Raw genomic sequence first — 14,612 nt, forward strand, 5'->3', positions numbered from 1 at the left:
GTCAGCCGCATGGATGCGGCTGCCAAGCTTACAGGGACGTACTTGCAGCGTCCCCGCACTCCGACACCGCCCCGCCATCCCACGGAATGCCGCTTTGGCTTTGGCCGTTGCCGTTGCTTCTGCAGGTGCAGGGCTGCAAGCCCTGCAAAAGAACACCCTTTACAGCGGCAGGGGCGCCTGCGCCGGATCGATCCGGCCTTCGCCGCGGGTGATCTTCTTGAACTCCGCGCGGCTGACCGACACGTAGCGGTCGTTGCCACCGATCTCCACCTGCGGGCCGTCCTGCACCGCGTGGCCATGCTCGTCCACGCGTACCGTCATCGTCGCCTTCTTGCCGCTGTGGCAGATGGTCTTGATCTCCTGCATCTCGTCGGCCCAGGCCAGCAGGTACTGGCTGCCTTCGAACAGCTCACCGCGGAAGTCGGTGCGCAGGCCGTAACACAGCACCGGAATGCGCAGCTGGTCGACCACCTCGCTGAGCTGCCAGACCTGGGCGCGGGTCAGGAACTGCGCCTCGTCCACCAGCACGCAGCCCATCGGCCCGTTCGTCGCCAGGTCCTGCTCGACCCAGCGTTGCAGGTCGGTGTCGCGGTCGAAGGCCATGCCCTCGGCACGCAGGCCGATCCGCGAAGCGACCACGCCGGCGCCGGCACGATCATCCAGGCGCGGGGTCAGGATCGCCACCCGCATGCCGCGTTCGCGGTAGTTGTGGGCGCTCTGCAGCAGGGTGGTGGTCTTGCCGGCGTTCATCGCCGAATAGTAGAAGTAGAGCTTGGCCATCGACGGATTGTACGCCGCAGCCCCGTTCCACCGAAGCCGTTCAGCAACCCCACCGGCGGCCGGCTGTGGTCGTCACCCGGCCCCGCTACAATCCCCATCCCATGCACGGTCTCAATCCCCCCCAAGCCGCCGCCGTCCTGCACATCGAAGGTCCGTTGCTGGTGCTCGCCGGCGCGGGCAGCGGCAAGACGCGCGTGATCGTGGAAAAGATCGCCCACCTGATCAGCTGCGGCCGCTACCCGGCGCGCCGCATCGCGGCGATCACCTTCACCAACAAGTCGGCCAAGGAAATGCGCGAGCGTGTGGCCAAGCGCCTGCGCGAGCAGGATGCCGACGAGGTGACGATCTGCACCTTCCATGCGCTGGGCCTGAAGTTCCTGCAGATCGAGCATGCCGCGGTGGGCCTGAAGCGGGGCTTCTCGATCTTTGATGCCGACGATGCCGCCGCGCAGATCAAGGATCTGATGTACGGCGCCAAGCCCGATGACATCGAGGACATGAAGAACCTGGTGTCGCGCGCGAAGAACGCCGGCCTGTCGCCCGAGCAGGCGATGGCCGCCGCGCGCAGCAACCGCGAGAAGGAAGCGGCCAGCGTCTATGAGCGCTACCAGTTGCGCCTGACGGCGTTCAACGCAGTCGACTTCGACGACCTGATCCGTTTGCCGGTGCAGATCCTGGAAGAAAATCCGGAGATCGCGCTGGCCTGGCGCGAGCGCATCGGCTATCTGCTGGTGGATGAGTGCCAGGACACCAACGACGCGCAGTACCGCCTGCTCAAGCAGCTGGCCGGTGAGAAGGGCAACTTCACCTGCGTGGGTGACGATGACCAGTCGATCTACGCCTGGCGCGGTGCCAACCCGGAAAACCTGCAGCAGATGGGGCGCGACTACCCTGCGCTGGAAATCATCAAGCTGGAGCAGAACTACCGCTGCTCCAACCGCGTGCTTCGCGCCGCCAATGCGCTGATCGCCAACAACCCGCATGAGCACCTGAAGAAGCTCTGGAGTGACCAGGCCGACGGCGAACGCATCCGCGTGTGGGAATGCCGCAACAGCGAGCACGAGGCGGAAAAGGTCGCGGCCGAGATCGCCTTCGTGGCGCAGTCGCGCAACGTGCCATGGAGTGATTTCTGCATCCTGTTCCGCGGCAACTTCCAGTCGCGCCCGCTGGAAAAGGCGATGCAGCTGCTGCGCATTCCCTACCACCTGACCGGCGGCACGATGTTCCTGGAGCGCCAGGAAGTGAAGGACACGCTGGCATGGCTGCGGTTGCTGGTAAACCCGGACGACGACACCGCGTTCATGCGGGCGGTGCAGTCGCCCAAGCGTGACGTCGGTGCCGGCACGCTGGCCAGGCTGGCCGAACTGGCGCAGGAAAAGGACATGCCGATGGCGCAGGCCGCCGAGGCGATCGGTGCCCTGCAGCAACTGCCGCCGCGCGCAGCCAACAGCCTGGCGCGCTTCACCGACATCCTGCGCGACCTGCGCGCGCAGATGCGGCAGATCAGTTCCGGCGACATGATCCGCAAGGTCGCCAAGGAATCCGGCCTGCTCAGTGAACTGCGCCAGCAGGCCAAGGAAGAAGCCAGCTACCAGCGCCGTGCCAACAACATCGAGGAACTGGCACAGTGGTTCGAGGGCGGCCCGCGCGGTGCCACCGCCGCCGACCTGGCCGGTCAGCTGGCGCTGCTGTCACGCAGCGACAAGGACGAGGGCGGCAACCAGGTGCGCATGATGACCATGCACGCCTCCAAGGGCCTGGAATTCCCGTACGTGTTCATCGTCGGCTGCGAGGACGGCGTGCTGCCGCACCAGGTCAGCCTGGACGAGGGCAATCTGCAGGAAGAGCGGCGCCTGCTGTACGTGGGCATCACTCGCGCCAAGATCCAGCTGTGGATGAGTTACAGCAAGCTGACGCGCAAGTTCGGTGAGCATGTGCGGCTGAAGCCGAGCCGGTTCTTCGAGGAGATTCCGGCCGAGGAGATCCAGCGCGACGGTGCTGATCCGGTGGCTGATGCGGTGCGCAAGAAGGAACGGGCGAGTGCGGGGTTGGCGGCGATCGAGGCGTTGTTCGACTAGGGTGCTCCAACGGCGCCGCCCCTCCGTGATGGAGCACGCGTTGGTTCCGCAGTGTGGCCGATCGGGGTGGGTTCGCGGGGGACGCCGTGAACCCGTCCCTGGGGGCTTAGCCGCGCCATCCATGGCGCGGATACCCCCGCGAATCCACCCCGACCGGCCTCTGACAGTTTCCGTGCATGCCAGCCACGGAAAAGAAAAAAGAAAATCAAAAGCAGCAGCCGGGAGTTGAGGCAGAATCGGGGTTTCGGCTGGAGGTCTGCCTGTGCAACCGATCGAGAGTGAACGCCTGCGCCTGCGTGCGATTGAACCGGATCGCGATGCGGCGCCGATGCTGGCGCTGTTGAACGATCCGGGCTTCGTGCGCTTCATCGGTGACCGCAATGTGCGCAGTGAGGAGCAGGCGCGGGAATACATCGTGCTGCGTGTGCTGCACAGCTATGCGTTGAATGGCTTTGGCATGTATGCCATCGAGCGGTTGTCCGATGGTGCCTGGCTGGGCAATGCCGGGCTGGTGCGGCGCGATGGCTTGCCGGGGCCGGACATCGGCTATGCGGTGCTGTCGCAATTCGCCGGGCAGGGCTACGCCGGTGAGGCGGCGCGGGCGGTGTTCGCGCATGCGCGCGCTGGGCTGGGCCTGCACGATCTGTATGGCATTACCGATCTGGACAACGTGGTGTCCGGGAAGATCCTGCTGGGGTTGGGGATGCAGGAGCGCGGGGTGATCCAGCTGCCGGGCGTGGACAGCCCGAGCCGGTTGTATGCCACCCCGGGTGCGGCGCAGGTCTGACCCCTGATGTTGGCAGGTGCCGGCCACTGGCCGGCACAGTAGCGGCTGATGGTGGGCGCCGACCGTTGGTCGGCACTATTCAGATGCAGTGCCGACCAACGGTCGGCACCCACCCCTTCAACCGCGCAGTTCGGCCAGCTGTGCCTGCAGTTCGGCCACGGCCGCTTCCAGCTGCGCCACGCGCTCGGCCAGGCCCGGGTCGGCCGCATCGCTGCTGCCACCGCCGCTGTTGGCGTACCTGGCCGCCAGCGCCGCGCCGTCCACTTCGCCGCACAGCAGGTGCATGTAGCGGTCTTCGCGCTGGCCACTGGCGCGCGGCAGCACCACCAGCAGCGCGCGCTGCTGCAGGCGCTCGATGGCGTGGCGGGCTTCGTCGGTGTCGGCGAAGCGGTGCAGGCGATCGCTGCGCGTGATCAGTTCGCCCAGCGTCTGCGGCCCACGCAGCAGCAGCAGCGCCAGCAGCACGGTCTGCTGCCGGGTCAGGTCCAGCGCGGCCTGCAGGCGGTGCTCGTAACGGTCCGCGCGCGAGGAGAAGTGCTGGCGGGCCAGGCCCAGTGCCTCCAGCTGGCGCAGCGCATGCTGCACGCTGCCGGCGTCCACGTTCATCACCGGTTCGCGGGCGGTCTTCTGGTTGGCGGCTGATTGGGCGGCATTGACCGTCAGTGGGTAGGTATCCGGAGTGGTCGCCTCCTTCTCCACCAGGCAGCCCAGCAGGCGGGCCTGCACGGCGTCGAGCAGGGGAACGTCGGGGGTCTGGGCAGGGTCGGTCATGGCGGCTTCCGGAAGACAACGGGTCAACCGCCAAGCATAGCCGTCCCGGCGGTGCCTTTGCCGGTAAAATGCGCCGGTATATCTGATTGCCGGTGAATCCATGCGTCGTCCCGTTTCCCTGTCCCTGACCCTGCTCGCCACTGCGGCGCTGGGCCTGTCCGCCTGCAAGCGCGTGGATGCGCCTGCCGCCGAAGCCGCTGCACCGGAGGCCCCGGCCGCCGCTGCCAAGGCCGATGGCGCGCTCGATGCCACTGCAAACGACAATCTCAATGCAGTGTTGTGGATGCAGCGCGCGCAGGAGTACAAGGCGATCACCGAGCAGACCTACCGTGCCGCCGCCGATCACCTGGATGCCGCGCTGAAGGAAGCCCACTGGGATGCGCTGGTGCCCGAAGAACGCGGCAACGAGGCCAAGGGCCTGAAGCCGGCCGTGGTGTTGGACGTGGACGAGACCGTGCTGGACAACTCGCCCTACCAGGCGCGTCTGGTCCGCGACGGCAAGGAATACGATGAAATGACCTGGGACCAGTGGGTGGCCGAAAAGAAGGCCAAGGCCATTCCGGGCGTGGTCGATTTCGCCAAGGCCGCCAATGCCAAGGGCGTGACCCTGCTGTACATCTCCAACCGCGCCGTGCACCTGAAGGACGCGACCCTGGCCAACCTGCGCGAGCAGGGCCTGCCGGTGGCCGATGACAGCGTGTTCCTGGGCCTGGGCACCGTGGTCGAAGGCTGCGAGCAGGCCGGCAGCGAGAAGAACTGCCGCCGTCGCCTCGCCGGGCAGAAGTACCGTGTGCTGATGCAGTTCGGCGACCAGCTGGGCGATTTCGTCGAAGTGACCGCCAACACCAACGAGGGTCGTGACGCGCTGCTGCAGCAGTACCACGACTGGTTCGGCGAGCGCTGGTGGATGCTGCCGAACCCGACTTACGGCGGCTTCGAGCCGGCGCAGTTCAACAACGACTACAGCCAGTCGCGCCAGTCCCGTCACGACGCCAAGCGCGCTGCCCTGGACTACGCACCGTGAGCCGCGCACCGCTGCCGCTGCGCGACGACGAGCGCCTGATCTTCGCGCTGGACGTGCCTGACCGCGTGCAGGCGCTGGAGTGGGTCGACCGCCTCGGCGACAGCGTGGCGTTCTACAAGATCGGCATGGAACTGCTCGCCTCCGGCGAGTACTTCCAGGTGCTGGACGAGCTGGCCCGCCGCGACAAGCGCGTGTTCGTCGACCTGAAGTTCTTCGACATCCCGGCCACCGCCGCAGCGGTCATCAAGCGCCTGTCGCAGTGGCCGGTCAGCTACGCCACCATCCACGGCTGGCACCCGGCGATGATGGAAGCCTGCGCGGCCGCCAACAGCAGCGACATGCGCCTGCTGGCGGTGACCGTGCTGACCTCGATGGGTCGCCTGGACCTGGCGCAGATGGGCATCGACCGCGAGCCAGTGGACGTGGTGGTCGAGCGCGCGCTGGCCGCCCAGGCGGCTGGCATTGATGGCGTGATCGCCTCGGGCCAGGAAGCCGGCCCGATCCGGGCCGCCACCGGCGCCGGGTTCTCGATCGTCTGCCCGGGCATCCGCCCCGGCGGCCCGGTCGGTGATGACCAGAAGCGTACCGTTGGCGTGGCCCAGGCCTTTGCCGATGGCGCCGATGCCATCGTGGTCGGCCGTCCGATCCGCCTGGCCGCCGATCCGCAGGCCGCGGCGCGGGCCATCCAGCAGGAAATCGCGTCGGCGCTGGCTGCGCGCTGAGATTCCGCTGCCAAGGCTGCAGGATCGAGCGCCATCCCGACACGCGCGGGATGGCGTTTTTGCATCCGCCCGGGGAGCGGTTGTGCCCGAATCGCCGCAAAACCTGCCGTAGATTTACTGAGCCCGGTCCCAGGTACCAGGTCGTTCAATAAAATCAACAATTTATACGGCACTACGTGAAGTGTTGCCTTAACTTGAGCGGCAGCGTAGGATCGCCGCCATCCGGTCCTCGGACCGGACATGCGCCACACCACTGTCCACCGGCCCTGCGCCGGCTTGAAGAGCCTGTGATCCCCGTGATCCCGGCTCTTTTTTTATTCCGGTCAGTGACTTGCACGGGCAACAGCGGAAACCGTGACGCCCCGGCTTGCCGCTGTCACGTCGCAGGCCGCAAGATGCGGACCGGTCCGGGGAGTCCGAGTGCATGAGCGTGGCAGTGCGAGGAAGGTCTGCGCGTGGATGGGGGTTGGCAGCCATGCTGCTGCTGGCCGTGGCCGCGTGTCGTGAATCGGCCAACGATCCGGCCAAGCCGGCGGCCGAACCGGTTGCGGCGGTGCAGGCCATGGCCCTGCGCCTGGCCGAGGACGATCTGGTCGGCTACGCGAAGCTGTCGGTACCGCCGAGCCGGTACCAGCGCCTGCAGCAGGCGTGGGACGAGGGCCACAGCCAGTGGCCGCTGACCGAGCTCCCGCTGGGCGACCAGCTGCTGCCGATGCTGGCCGCCCTGCGTGCGCCCAATGCCAGCGTCGAACTGCAGCGCAGCTTCGACCGCCAGCTGGCCGGCCAGGCCGGTGCCGTGCGCCAGGCCGCGCAGTCGATGGGCAACTTCGGTGTGCAGTACCTGCGCCATCAGAAGGGCTATACGCCCGGCCAACAGGCCCACTACATCGCCCTGGTGGAAACCCTCGCCAGCTGGGCGCAGGGGGCACCGATCAGTGACCGTGCCCGCGCGCGCAGCACCATCGCCGCGCTGGTCGGCGCGGCCGACAAGGTCGGCTTCGACGATGAGGCCGGCCTGCAGGCCGCCGGCATGGAAGGCAGCCTGCAGCAGCTGGCACCGTTCATCCACACCCTCAAGGCGGTGCTGGGCAGCTACGGGCTGGGCGTGGACGACGCGCTGCGCAGCGTGCGTGGTGAGCTGCTCTCGGTGGAGGGCGACAATGCCCTGGTACGCCTGCACTACGACCTGGCTGGCCGCGAAATGACCCTGCAGCTGCCGCTGAGCCGGCGCGAAGGCCACTGGTACCTGACCCGAACGCTGGCCGACACCGACGCCCTGCTGCGCAAGGCCGACGCGGCCCGCGCTGCTGCGTCGCCGTCACCGGCCGAAGCCCCCGCCGACGGTGGGGAAGCGGCAACGCCGCCGCCTAAGCCATAATGGCGCCGATGTCGAAACAGAACCCGCTGCCGTTCCCCGGCGAAGAATCCCAGTCGACGCCCGCCGATACGGTGCCGGCGTCCCCCTCGACCGGTACCGGCCCGAACCCGGTACCGCCGCCCGCGCACGCGCGTCCGGCTGGCCGCCGCCCGCTGTGGGCACGGTTGCTGGGCCGCCTGGTCGAGCCGTGGCTGTCGCTGAAGATCGAGCCGGAAGACCCGGGCCAGTACAACGATGGCCGCCCGGTCATGTACGTGCTGGAAGACTACGGCCTGTCCAACGCGCTGATCCTGGACAAGGCCTGCCGCCAGGCCGGCCTGCCGTCGCCGCTGGTGCCGCTGGCCGGTGACCCGACCGGCCGCAAGCGCGCTTACCTGGCACTGTCGCGCCGCAGCTCCAGCAACTCGCTGATCCCCGAGCAGCGCGGCGCCAAGACCCATTCCGATTCGCTGGCCAAGGTCCTGCAGGCGCATCGCGTGCGCGACGACCTGGACGTGCACCTGGTGCCGGTGTCGATCTTCGTCGGCCGCGCGCCGGACAAGCAGAGCGGCTGGTTCGCTGTGCTGTTCTCGGAAAACTGGGCGCTGGTCGGCCGCTTCCGCCGCCTGCTGGCGGTACTGCTCAACGGCCGCAGTACCATCGTTCGCTTCGCCCCGCCGATCTCGCTGCGCAGCACCGTGGACGAAGGCCTGGAGCCGGAGCGCACGGTACGCAAGCTGCAGCGCGTGCTGCGTACGCACTTCCGCCGCATCCGTGAATCGGTGATCGGCCCCGACCTGTCGACCCGGCGCCTGCTGGTGGACCAGGTGCTGGCCGCCGAACCGGTGCGCGAAGCGATCGCCGCGCAGGCCAAGCGCGACAACTCCAAGCCGGCCGATGCCTGGAAGAAGGCGCATGCCTACGCCTGGGAAATCGCCGCGGACTACTCCAGCCCGGTGGTGCGCTCGGCCAGCTTCATGCTCAGCCACGTGTGGAACCGCATCTATGCGGGCGTACTGGTGCACCACCTGGACAAGTTCAAGGCCGCCGCGCCGGGCCACGAAGTGGTCTACGTGCCCAGCCACCGCAGCCACATGGACTACCTGCTGCTGTCCTACCTGCTGTACGACCGCGGCATCGTGCCGCCACACATCGTGGCCGGCATCAACCTGAACCTGCCGGTGGTCGGCACCCTGCTGCGCAAGGGCGGTGCGTTCTTCATCCGCCGTTCGATCCGCGGCAACGCGCTGTATTCGGCGGTGCTCAGTGAGTACGTCGCGCAGCTGGTGGCCGGTGGCTACTCGCTGGAGTACTTCGTCGAAGGTGGCCGCTCGCGTACCGGCCGACTGCTGCAGCCCAAGGGCGGCATGATCTCGATGACCCTGCGCGCGTTCCTGCGCCAGCCGCGCAAGCCGGTGCTGTTCCAGCCCATCTACATCGGCTACGAGAAGCTGATGGAAGGCGGCAGCTACCTGGACGAACTGTCCGGGCGGCCGAAGGAAAAGGAATCAATCTGGTCGTTGCTGTGGGGCATCCCCAAGGTGCTCAAACAGAACTACGGCCAGGTGGTGGTGAACTTCGGCGAACCGATCGCACTGAACGACGTGCTGGCCGAGAAGGCGCCGGAGTGGAAGGGCGAGGCGGTATCCGAGGACGAGAAGCCGGCCTGGCTGTCGACCACGGTGGACACGCTGGCCGAACGCATCCAGGTGCGCATCAACGGCGCTGCCGACGTCAACCCGATCAACCTGCTGGCGCTGGCGCTGCTGTCCACGCCGAAGCATGCGATGGGCGAGGCCGACCTGATCGCGCAGATCGAGCTGTGCAAGACCCTGCTGGTCGAGATGCCGTACTCGGACCGGGTGACGGTGACCCCGCACTCGCCGGAGCGGATCATCGCCCATGCCGAGGAAATCAACGTCCTCACCCGCATCAAGCACCCGCTGGGCGATGTGCTCAGCGTCAGTGGCGACACCGCGGTGCTGCTCAGCTACTTCCGCAACAACGTGGTGCATCTGTTCACCGCCTCGTCGTGGGTGGCCTGCTGCTTCCAGAACAACCGCCGCATGAGCCGTACCGGGCTGGTCCAGCTGGGGCGCACGGTGTACCCGTTCCTGCAGGCCGAACTGTTCCTGCCGTGGAGCGAGGACGAGTTCGCCCACCGCATCGACCGGACCATCGATGTGTTCGTGCGCGAGGGCCTGCTGCAGAACGTCAACGATGACGACGGCGGCATCCTGGCGCGTAATACCGGGCAGACCGACGAGGTGTTCCGCCTGCGTGCGATCGGCCATTCGCTGCAGCAGGCGTTCGAGCGCTACTACATCGCCATCTCGGTGCTGGTGAAGAACGGCCCCGGCGTGCTCGGCGCCGCCGAGCTGGAAAGCCTGTGCCAGCAGGCGGCGCAGCGGCTGAGCCTGCTCTATGCACCGGCGGCGCCGGAGTTCTTCGACAAGTCCCTGTTCCGCGGCTTCATCCAGAAGCTGCGCGAACTGCGCCTGGTGTGGCCGGACGAAAACAGCAAGCTGCTGTTCGACGAGCGGCTGGATGCCTGGGCCAAGGATGCCAAGTTCATCCTCGGCCGCGAGCTGCGCCACACCATCGAACGGGTCAGCCCGGAAGCGGCGCGCCCGGACGAGCCCGCGCCGCAGGATTGAACGTAGCGCCGGGCGATGCCCGGCGAACGGCATGCCAACCAAGGTTGGCATCTACCGGGGCGAAGCAGTAGATCCACGCCATGCGTGGATGGGCCACCGCTCAGGCCGGTTCGTCGGGAATCTGCAGGCTTTCCAGCTTGGCGATGCAGTCCTTCAGCTGAAGCTTGCGCCGCTTCAGGCGCTTGGCTTCCAGCTCGTCCTCGCCATTGGCGGCCATGCGGGTGATCTGTTCATCCAGCAGGCGGTGCTCGGCGCGCAGGGCGGCGAGGTGCTCGACGATCTCGGCGGGGCTGTAGGTGTCCACAGCCTCCGAGCATACACAGCGATGATGACTGCCGGGAGAGGGGAATTCCGACCCCCGGCCGTGGCCGCTCCGAGCCGTTAGAATGGAACCCATGAGTGCCGTGATTTCCCTTCCCGATCCCCAGCCGCGCGTCGCCCGTGATCCGCGCGTGGCCGAGCGCGAGCAGCACAAGCTGGCCAAGCGCCTGCGCCGCCAGGTCGGCGAGGCGATTGCCGACTTCGGCATGATCGAGGCCGGCGACAAGGTGATGGTCTGCCTGTCCGGCGGCAAGGACAGCTACACCCTGCTGGACGTGCTGCTGCAGCTGCAGAAAAAGGCGCCGGTGCCGTTCGAGCTGGTGGCGGTGAACCTGGACCAGAAGCAGCCGGGCTTCCCCGAGCACATCCTGCCGGAGTACCTGGCCGGGCTGGGCGTGCCGTACCACATCATCGAGCAGGACACCTATTCGGTGGTCAGCCGGGTCATTCCGGAAGGCAAGACGATGTGCTCGCTGTGCTCGCGGCTGCGTCGTGGTGCGCTGTACAACTACGCCGAAATCCATGGCTTCACCAAGATCGCGCTGGGCCACCACCGCGACGACATGGTGGCCACGTTCTTCATGAACCTGTTCCACCACGCCAAGCTGTCGGGCATGCCGCCGAAGCTGCGCAGCGACGACGGCAAGCACGTGGTGATCCGGCCGCTGGCCTACGTGCGCGAGAGCGACATCGTCGACTACGCGCAGACACGCCAGTTCCCGATCATTCCCTGCAACCTGTGCGGCAGCCAGGAGAACCTGCAGCGCCGCCAGGTTGGCCTGATGTTGAAGCAGTGGGAGAAGGACCACCCGGGCCGCATCGAGCAGATCGCGCGCGCCATGGGTGAAGTCCGGCCCTCGCAGCTGGCCGACACCACCCTGTTCGACTTCATGGCGCTGGGCCGTCGCGACGATGCGCCGCTGCCCGACGCCCATGCCTGGCTGGCCGGTTCACCGGCCGATGCCGACGCAGATCCCGAGACGCCCACCGTTTAAGGTCGGTCGCCCTTCCTCTTTGCCATCCGGAATTCCATGTTCTTTCGCAACCTGACGTTCTTCCGTTTCCCGACCACCACCGATTTTTCCGAAGTCGACACCCTGCTGCCGCACGCCCTGCTCAAGCCGGTCGGCGCACTGGAAATGAACTCGCGCGGCTTCATCTCGCCGTTCGGCCGCGAGGAGAAGGAACTGCTCTCCCACCGCATCGCCGAACACCTGTGGCTGACTGTGGGCGGCGAGGACAAGATCCTGCCGGCGGCGGTGGTCAACGACCTGCTTGAGCGCAAGCTGGAGGAGATCGAGGAGAAGGAAGGCCGCCGCCCGGGTGGCCGCGAGCGCAAGCGCATGAAGGACGACCTGCTGCATGAACTGCTGCCGCGCGCCTTCGTGAAGTCCTCGCGCAACGACGCCTTCATCGACCTGCAGCACGGCTACGTGGCGGTGGATACCTCCAGCCGCAAGACTGGCGAGTACTTCATGTCCGACATCCGTGGCCTGCTCGGCAGCTTCCCGGCGATGCCGCTGAACGCCGAAGTCGCGCCGCGCTCGATCCTGACCGGCTGGATCGCCGGCGAGCCGCTGCCGACCGGATTCGCGCTGGGCGAAGAGTGCGAGATGAAGGACCCGGTGGAAGGTGGTGCAGTGGTCAAGTGCCAGCACCAGGAACTGCGCTGCGACGAGATCGACAAGCACCTGGACGCCGGCAAGCAGGTGACCAAGCTGGCACTGATCTTCGAAGACAACCTGTCCTTCGTCATCGGCGACGACCTGATCGTGCGCAAGCTGAAGTTCCTCGACGGCGCGCTGGACCAGCTGGAGCATGCCGACGAAGACGGCCGCCGCGCCGAGTTCGATGCCCGCTTCGCCCTGCAGAGTGCCGAGATCCGCCGCCTGTTCCTGTTGCTGGAAGAAGCCTTCAAGCTCAGCAAGGCTGACTGAACAGGCAGCCCGACGGCCGCCGGTCATCCGGCGGCCCGAAGCAGCGCTATGCTGGGCGCATGAGCCGTCTGCTGCGCCGCCTGATCAGCCCGACCCCGCCTGCCACCGTACAGCGCGACACCGTTCGCCTGCGCCTGGAGGATGCCGAGATCGAGGTACTGCGCGTGCGTGATCCGCGTGCGCGCCGCATCAAACTGAGCGTGGACGAACGCGGCGCACGCTTGACCCTGCCGCCGCGCGCAAGCCTGGTGATGGGCGAACGCTTCCTGGAACAGCACCGCGACTGGCTGGCACTGCAGCTGCGCCAGTACCAGGGCCAGGGTCTGCCGGCACCGCTGCAGCCGGGCGAAGACGGTGTGCTGCCCCTGCGCGGCGAACTGCTGCCGCTGCGCTGGCAGGAAGGCCGCTACGCGCGCCTGGAGATCGACGCGCACGGCGCCTGCGTGCAGTGGCCGACCCGCGGCGGTGACGCCACCCTGCGCCGTCTGCTGCGCGAGTTCTACGAAGCCCAGACCCGCGCCGACGTCGGTCGCTGGCTGCCGAAGTACCTGCCCACCCTGCCGCGCGCACCCAGCCGCCTGCGGCTGAAGGTGATGTCCTCGCAGTGGGGTTCGCTGGCGCCTGACGGCAGCATGGCGCTGGACCTGGCCCTGGTGTTGGGCCGCTCGGAAGCGTTCGAGTACGTGCTGGTGCACGAACTCTGCCACCTGATCCAGCCCAACCACTCGCCCGCGTTCTGGCATGAAGTGGAACAGCGCTTCCCCGCCTGGCGCGAACAGCGCGACTACTTCCAGCTGGAAGGGCGACGCCTGAAGGCCATGTTGCGGCAACTGCTGTAGCGCCAGCGCTACAGCAGTTGCCCACGCATTCTTCCTCTACCCCCGCCTTCGGCGCGCCCCTTCAACAGAAGGGGCTTTCCTCCAGCCCGCCCTGGCAACGCGCCATGGAGCGCGCGCAGCGCGCGACCCGCTCCTGCTCTTCCTTCCTTCTTCCGTGGTGGACACACCGGAAAGTGTCCGTGGCCGGGTGGGGTGGGTTGCGCAGGGGCGTGAGCCGCATGGATGCGGCGACCGAGCTTACAAGGACGTACTTGCAGCGCCCCCTGCGTAATCCACCCCGCCCGGCCAAGCACGGCTTTGCCTTCGGATACCACCCACCACGAGGGGCTCAGCCGTTGGCCGAAACCCTCACCCCGCCCGCAACGCCGCTGCCGTGGCCCAACGTGCCGCCACCCGCGGCGCCGTAATGCACACCGCCTGATCGGTCACCGTCGTCACCGCACGCTCCAGCAGCTGGATATCCGCCTCATGCTGGCGCGCCACATGCGGGTCCTCGAAGAAGATCGCACGCTGGCAACGCCCTTCCAGCACCCGGTCGGCAATCTGCGCATCACCGCCCATCGGGCCACTCTGGTAGCGCGTCACCCAGGGCGTATCGCTGGGCCAGCCCCGGCTCCAGGCCAGCTCGTTCAAGCGCTGACCGGTGGTGCCGGTCGCCACGCGTTCACCGAACCGGGCCAGCACATCGAAGTGTTCATCGGCGAAGGCCAGCATCGCCGGCTTCATCGCATCGTGCGCGATCAGCGCCAGTGTCTGTCCTTCGAACGCATGCAGGTCGTCGGCGCCGGCATCGGCCGCCAGCCCGGCGTGGATGCGTTCCACCTCGACCCAGTCGCGTGCGGTGGCCACGGTCGAAATGAACGGCTTGCCGTGGATCACGCACTGTCGCTTCAGGGCCGTGGCCTCCGGAAACACCGAGGACGGATCGACCGGATCAATCAGATAGATCGCACCATCCAGTGTCCGATCCGGGCCCATCCCGACCACCTCGGCGACCAGCTTCATCAGGCCACCCTCGCGCCCGTAGGGATAGCGGTGCAGTCCCCCATATCCAGCGAGGAAGCCCTGTCGTCCGATCGCGTCATGGGTGCGGCCGACCGCGTGCAGCGACACGCCCAGTTCGCGCAGGCCGGGTTCGCTGACACGCAGCCAGCGGAACAGGGCGGCGCGCGCGTCGTGGTGGTGGAGACGGTTGGCAGCCAAGCCGATGCGCATCGAAAACTCCGCAGGTACGGGTGAAGGCGGCAGTGTATGTCGGCATTCCCCTCTCTGGATGTTTTTACAACTTTCTTCATTGCGGCCTGTCCGCACGTCGCTAGCGTGGCAGACAGCGGTACCG

13 protein-coding genes are annotated in these 14,612 nt (G+C 67.3%); 9 read left to right on the forward strand and 4 right to left on the reverse strand.

What is annotated here, in order from left to right; genetic code table 11:
- Window positions 1-159: 159 nt before the first annotated feature.
- Window positions 160-780 (reverse strand): thymidine kinase, encoded by a 621-nt coding sequence (locus R1H25_RS15955; RefSeq protein ID WP_010487338.1) that lies wholly within the window; start codon window positions 778-780, stop codon window positions 160-162.
- Window positions 781-881: 101 nt separating this feature from the next.
- On the opposite strand from R1H25_RS15955, the gene R1H25_RS15960 reads away from it, so the two are divergent.
- The gene (locus R1H25_RS15960; RefSeq protein WP_317224080.1) at window positions 882-2,858 is read left to right on the forward strand and encodes a UvrD-helicase domain-containing protein; all 1,977 of its coding nucleotides are present in this window, start codon (window positions 882-884) and stop codon (window positions 2,856-2,858) included.
- A gap of 262 nt (window positions 2,859-3,120) precedes the next feature.
- A complete protein-coding gene (locus R1H25_RS15965) occupies window positions 3,121-3,645 on the forward strand; it encodes a GNAT family N-acetyltransferase (protein ID WP_317224081.1) in 525 nt (174 codons plus the stop codon).
- Between the two features lie 117 nt (window positions 3,646-3,762).
- Here R1H25_RS15965 and R1H25_RS15970 read toward each other — a convergent pair whose 3' ends face one another.
- A complete protein-coding gene (locus tag R1H25_RS15970; protein WP_317224082.1) occupies window positions 3,763-4,416 on the reverse strand; it encodes a DUF480 domain-containing protein in 654 nt (217 codons plus the stop codon).
- Between the two features lie 100 nt (window positions 4,417-4,516).
- On the opposite strand from R1H25_RS15970, the gene R1H25_RS15975 reads away from it, so the two are divergent.
- The 4 genes from R1H25_RS15975 to plsB all read left to right on the forward strand — a co-directional run bounded on the left by R1H25_RS15975 (window position 4,517) and on the right by plsB (window position 10,176).
- Entirely contained in the window at window positions 4,517-5,440 is a 924-nt protein-coding gene (locus tag R1H25_RS15975) for a 5'-nucleotidase, lipoprotein e(P4) family (RefSeq protein WP_049448275.1), read from the forward strand.
- The gene (pyrF, locus tag R1H25_RS15980; RefSeq protein ID WP_049448277.1) at window positions 5,437-6,162 is read left to right on the forward strand and encodes an orotidine-5'-phosphate decarboxylase; all 726 of its coding nucleotides are present in this window, start codon (window positions 5,437-5,439) and stop codon (window positions 6,160-6,162) included. The genes R1H25_RS15975 and pyrF overlap by 4 nt, the downstream gene beginning before the upstream one ends.
- Before the next feature lie 424 nt (window positions 6,163-6,586).
- On the forward strand, window positions 6,587-7,540 hold the full coding sequence (locus tag R1H25_RS15985) for a hypothetical protein (RefSeq protein WP_317224083.1): 954 nt from the start codon (window positions 6,587-6,589) through the stop codon (window positions 7,538-7,540).
- The gene (gene plsB / locus R1H25_RS15990) at window positions 7,540-10,176 is read left to right on the forward strand and encodes a glycerol-3-phosphate 1-O-acyltransferase PlsB (RefSeq protein WP_049448279.1); all 2,637 of its coding nucleotides are present in this window, start codon (window positions 7,540-7,542) and stop codon (window positions 10,174-10,176) included. Before R1H25_RS15985 ends, plsB begins: the two co-directional genes overlap by 1 nt.
- Window positions 10,177-10,276: 100 nt before the next feature.
- On the opposite strand, the gene R1H25_RS15995 is transcribed toward plsB, so the two are convergent.
- Window positions 10,277-10,480 carry a YdcH family protein gene (locus R1H25_RS15995; protein WP_049461553.1) on the reverse strand — a complete coding sequence of 68 codons (204 nt, stop codon included), beginning with the start codon at window positions 10,478-10,480 and terminating at the stop codon, window positions 10,277-10,279.
- Between the two features lie 91 nt (window positions 10,481-10,571).
- On the opposite strand from R1H25_RS15995, the gene ttcA reads away from it, so the two are divergent.
- The 3 genes from ttcA to R1H25_RS16010 are packed head-to-tail and all read left to right on the forward strand — an operon-like array spanning window position 10,572 to window position 13,273.
- Complete coding sequence (ttcA, locus tag R1H25_RS16000) at window positions 10,572-11,492, forward strand: tRNA 2-thiocytidine(32) synthetase TtcA (RefSeq protein WP_317224084.1); 921 nt, start codon at window positions 10,572-10,574, stop codon at window positions 11,490-11,492.
- A gap of 36 nt (window positions 11,493-11,528) precedes the next feature.
- Window positions 11,529-12,434, forward strand: coding sequence for a recombination-associated protein RdgC (locus R1H25_RS16005; RefSeq protein ID WP_317224085.1), 906 nt, complete (start codon window positions 11,529-11,531; stop codon window positions 12,432-12,434).
- Window positions 12,435-12,493: 59 nt separating this feature from the next.
- Window positions 12,494-13,273: a M48 family metallopeptidase gene (locus R1H25_RS16010; RefSeq protein WP_032128692.1), complete on the forward strand. Its 780-nt coding sequence runs from the start codon at window positions 12,494-12,496 to the stop codon at window positions 13,271-13,273.
- 348 nt (window positions 13,274-13,621) lie between these two features.
- Here R1H25_RS16010 and R1H25_RS16015 read toward each other — a convergent pair whose 3' ends face one another.
- On the reverse strand, window positions 13,622-14,488 hold the full coding sequence (locus R1H25_RS16015; protein WP_049448284.1) for a methylglyoxal synthase: 867 nt from the start codon (window positions 14,486-14,488) through the stop codon (window positions 13,622-13,624).
- Between the last annotated feature and the right edge of the window lie 124 nt (window positions 14,489-14,612).

Source organism: Stenotrophomonas veracruzanensis (genome assembly GCF_032911525.1).
Lineage (GTDB): Bacteria > Pseudomonadota > Gammaproteobacteria > Xanthomonadales > Xanthomonadaceae > Stenotrophomonas > Stenotrophomonas africana.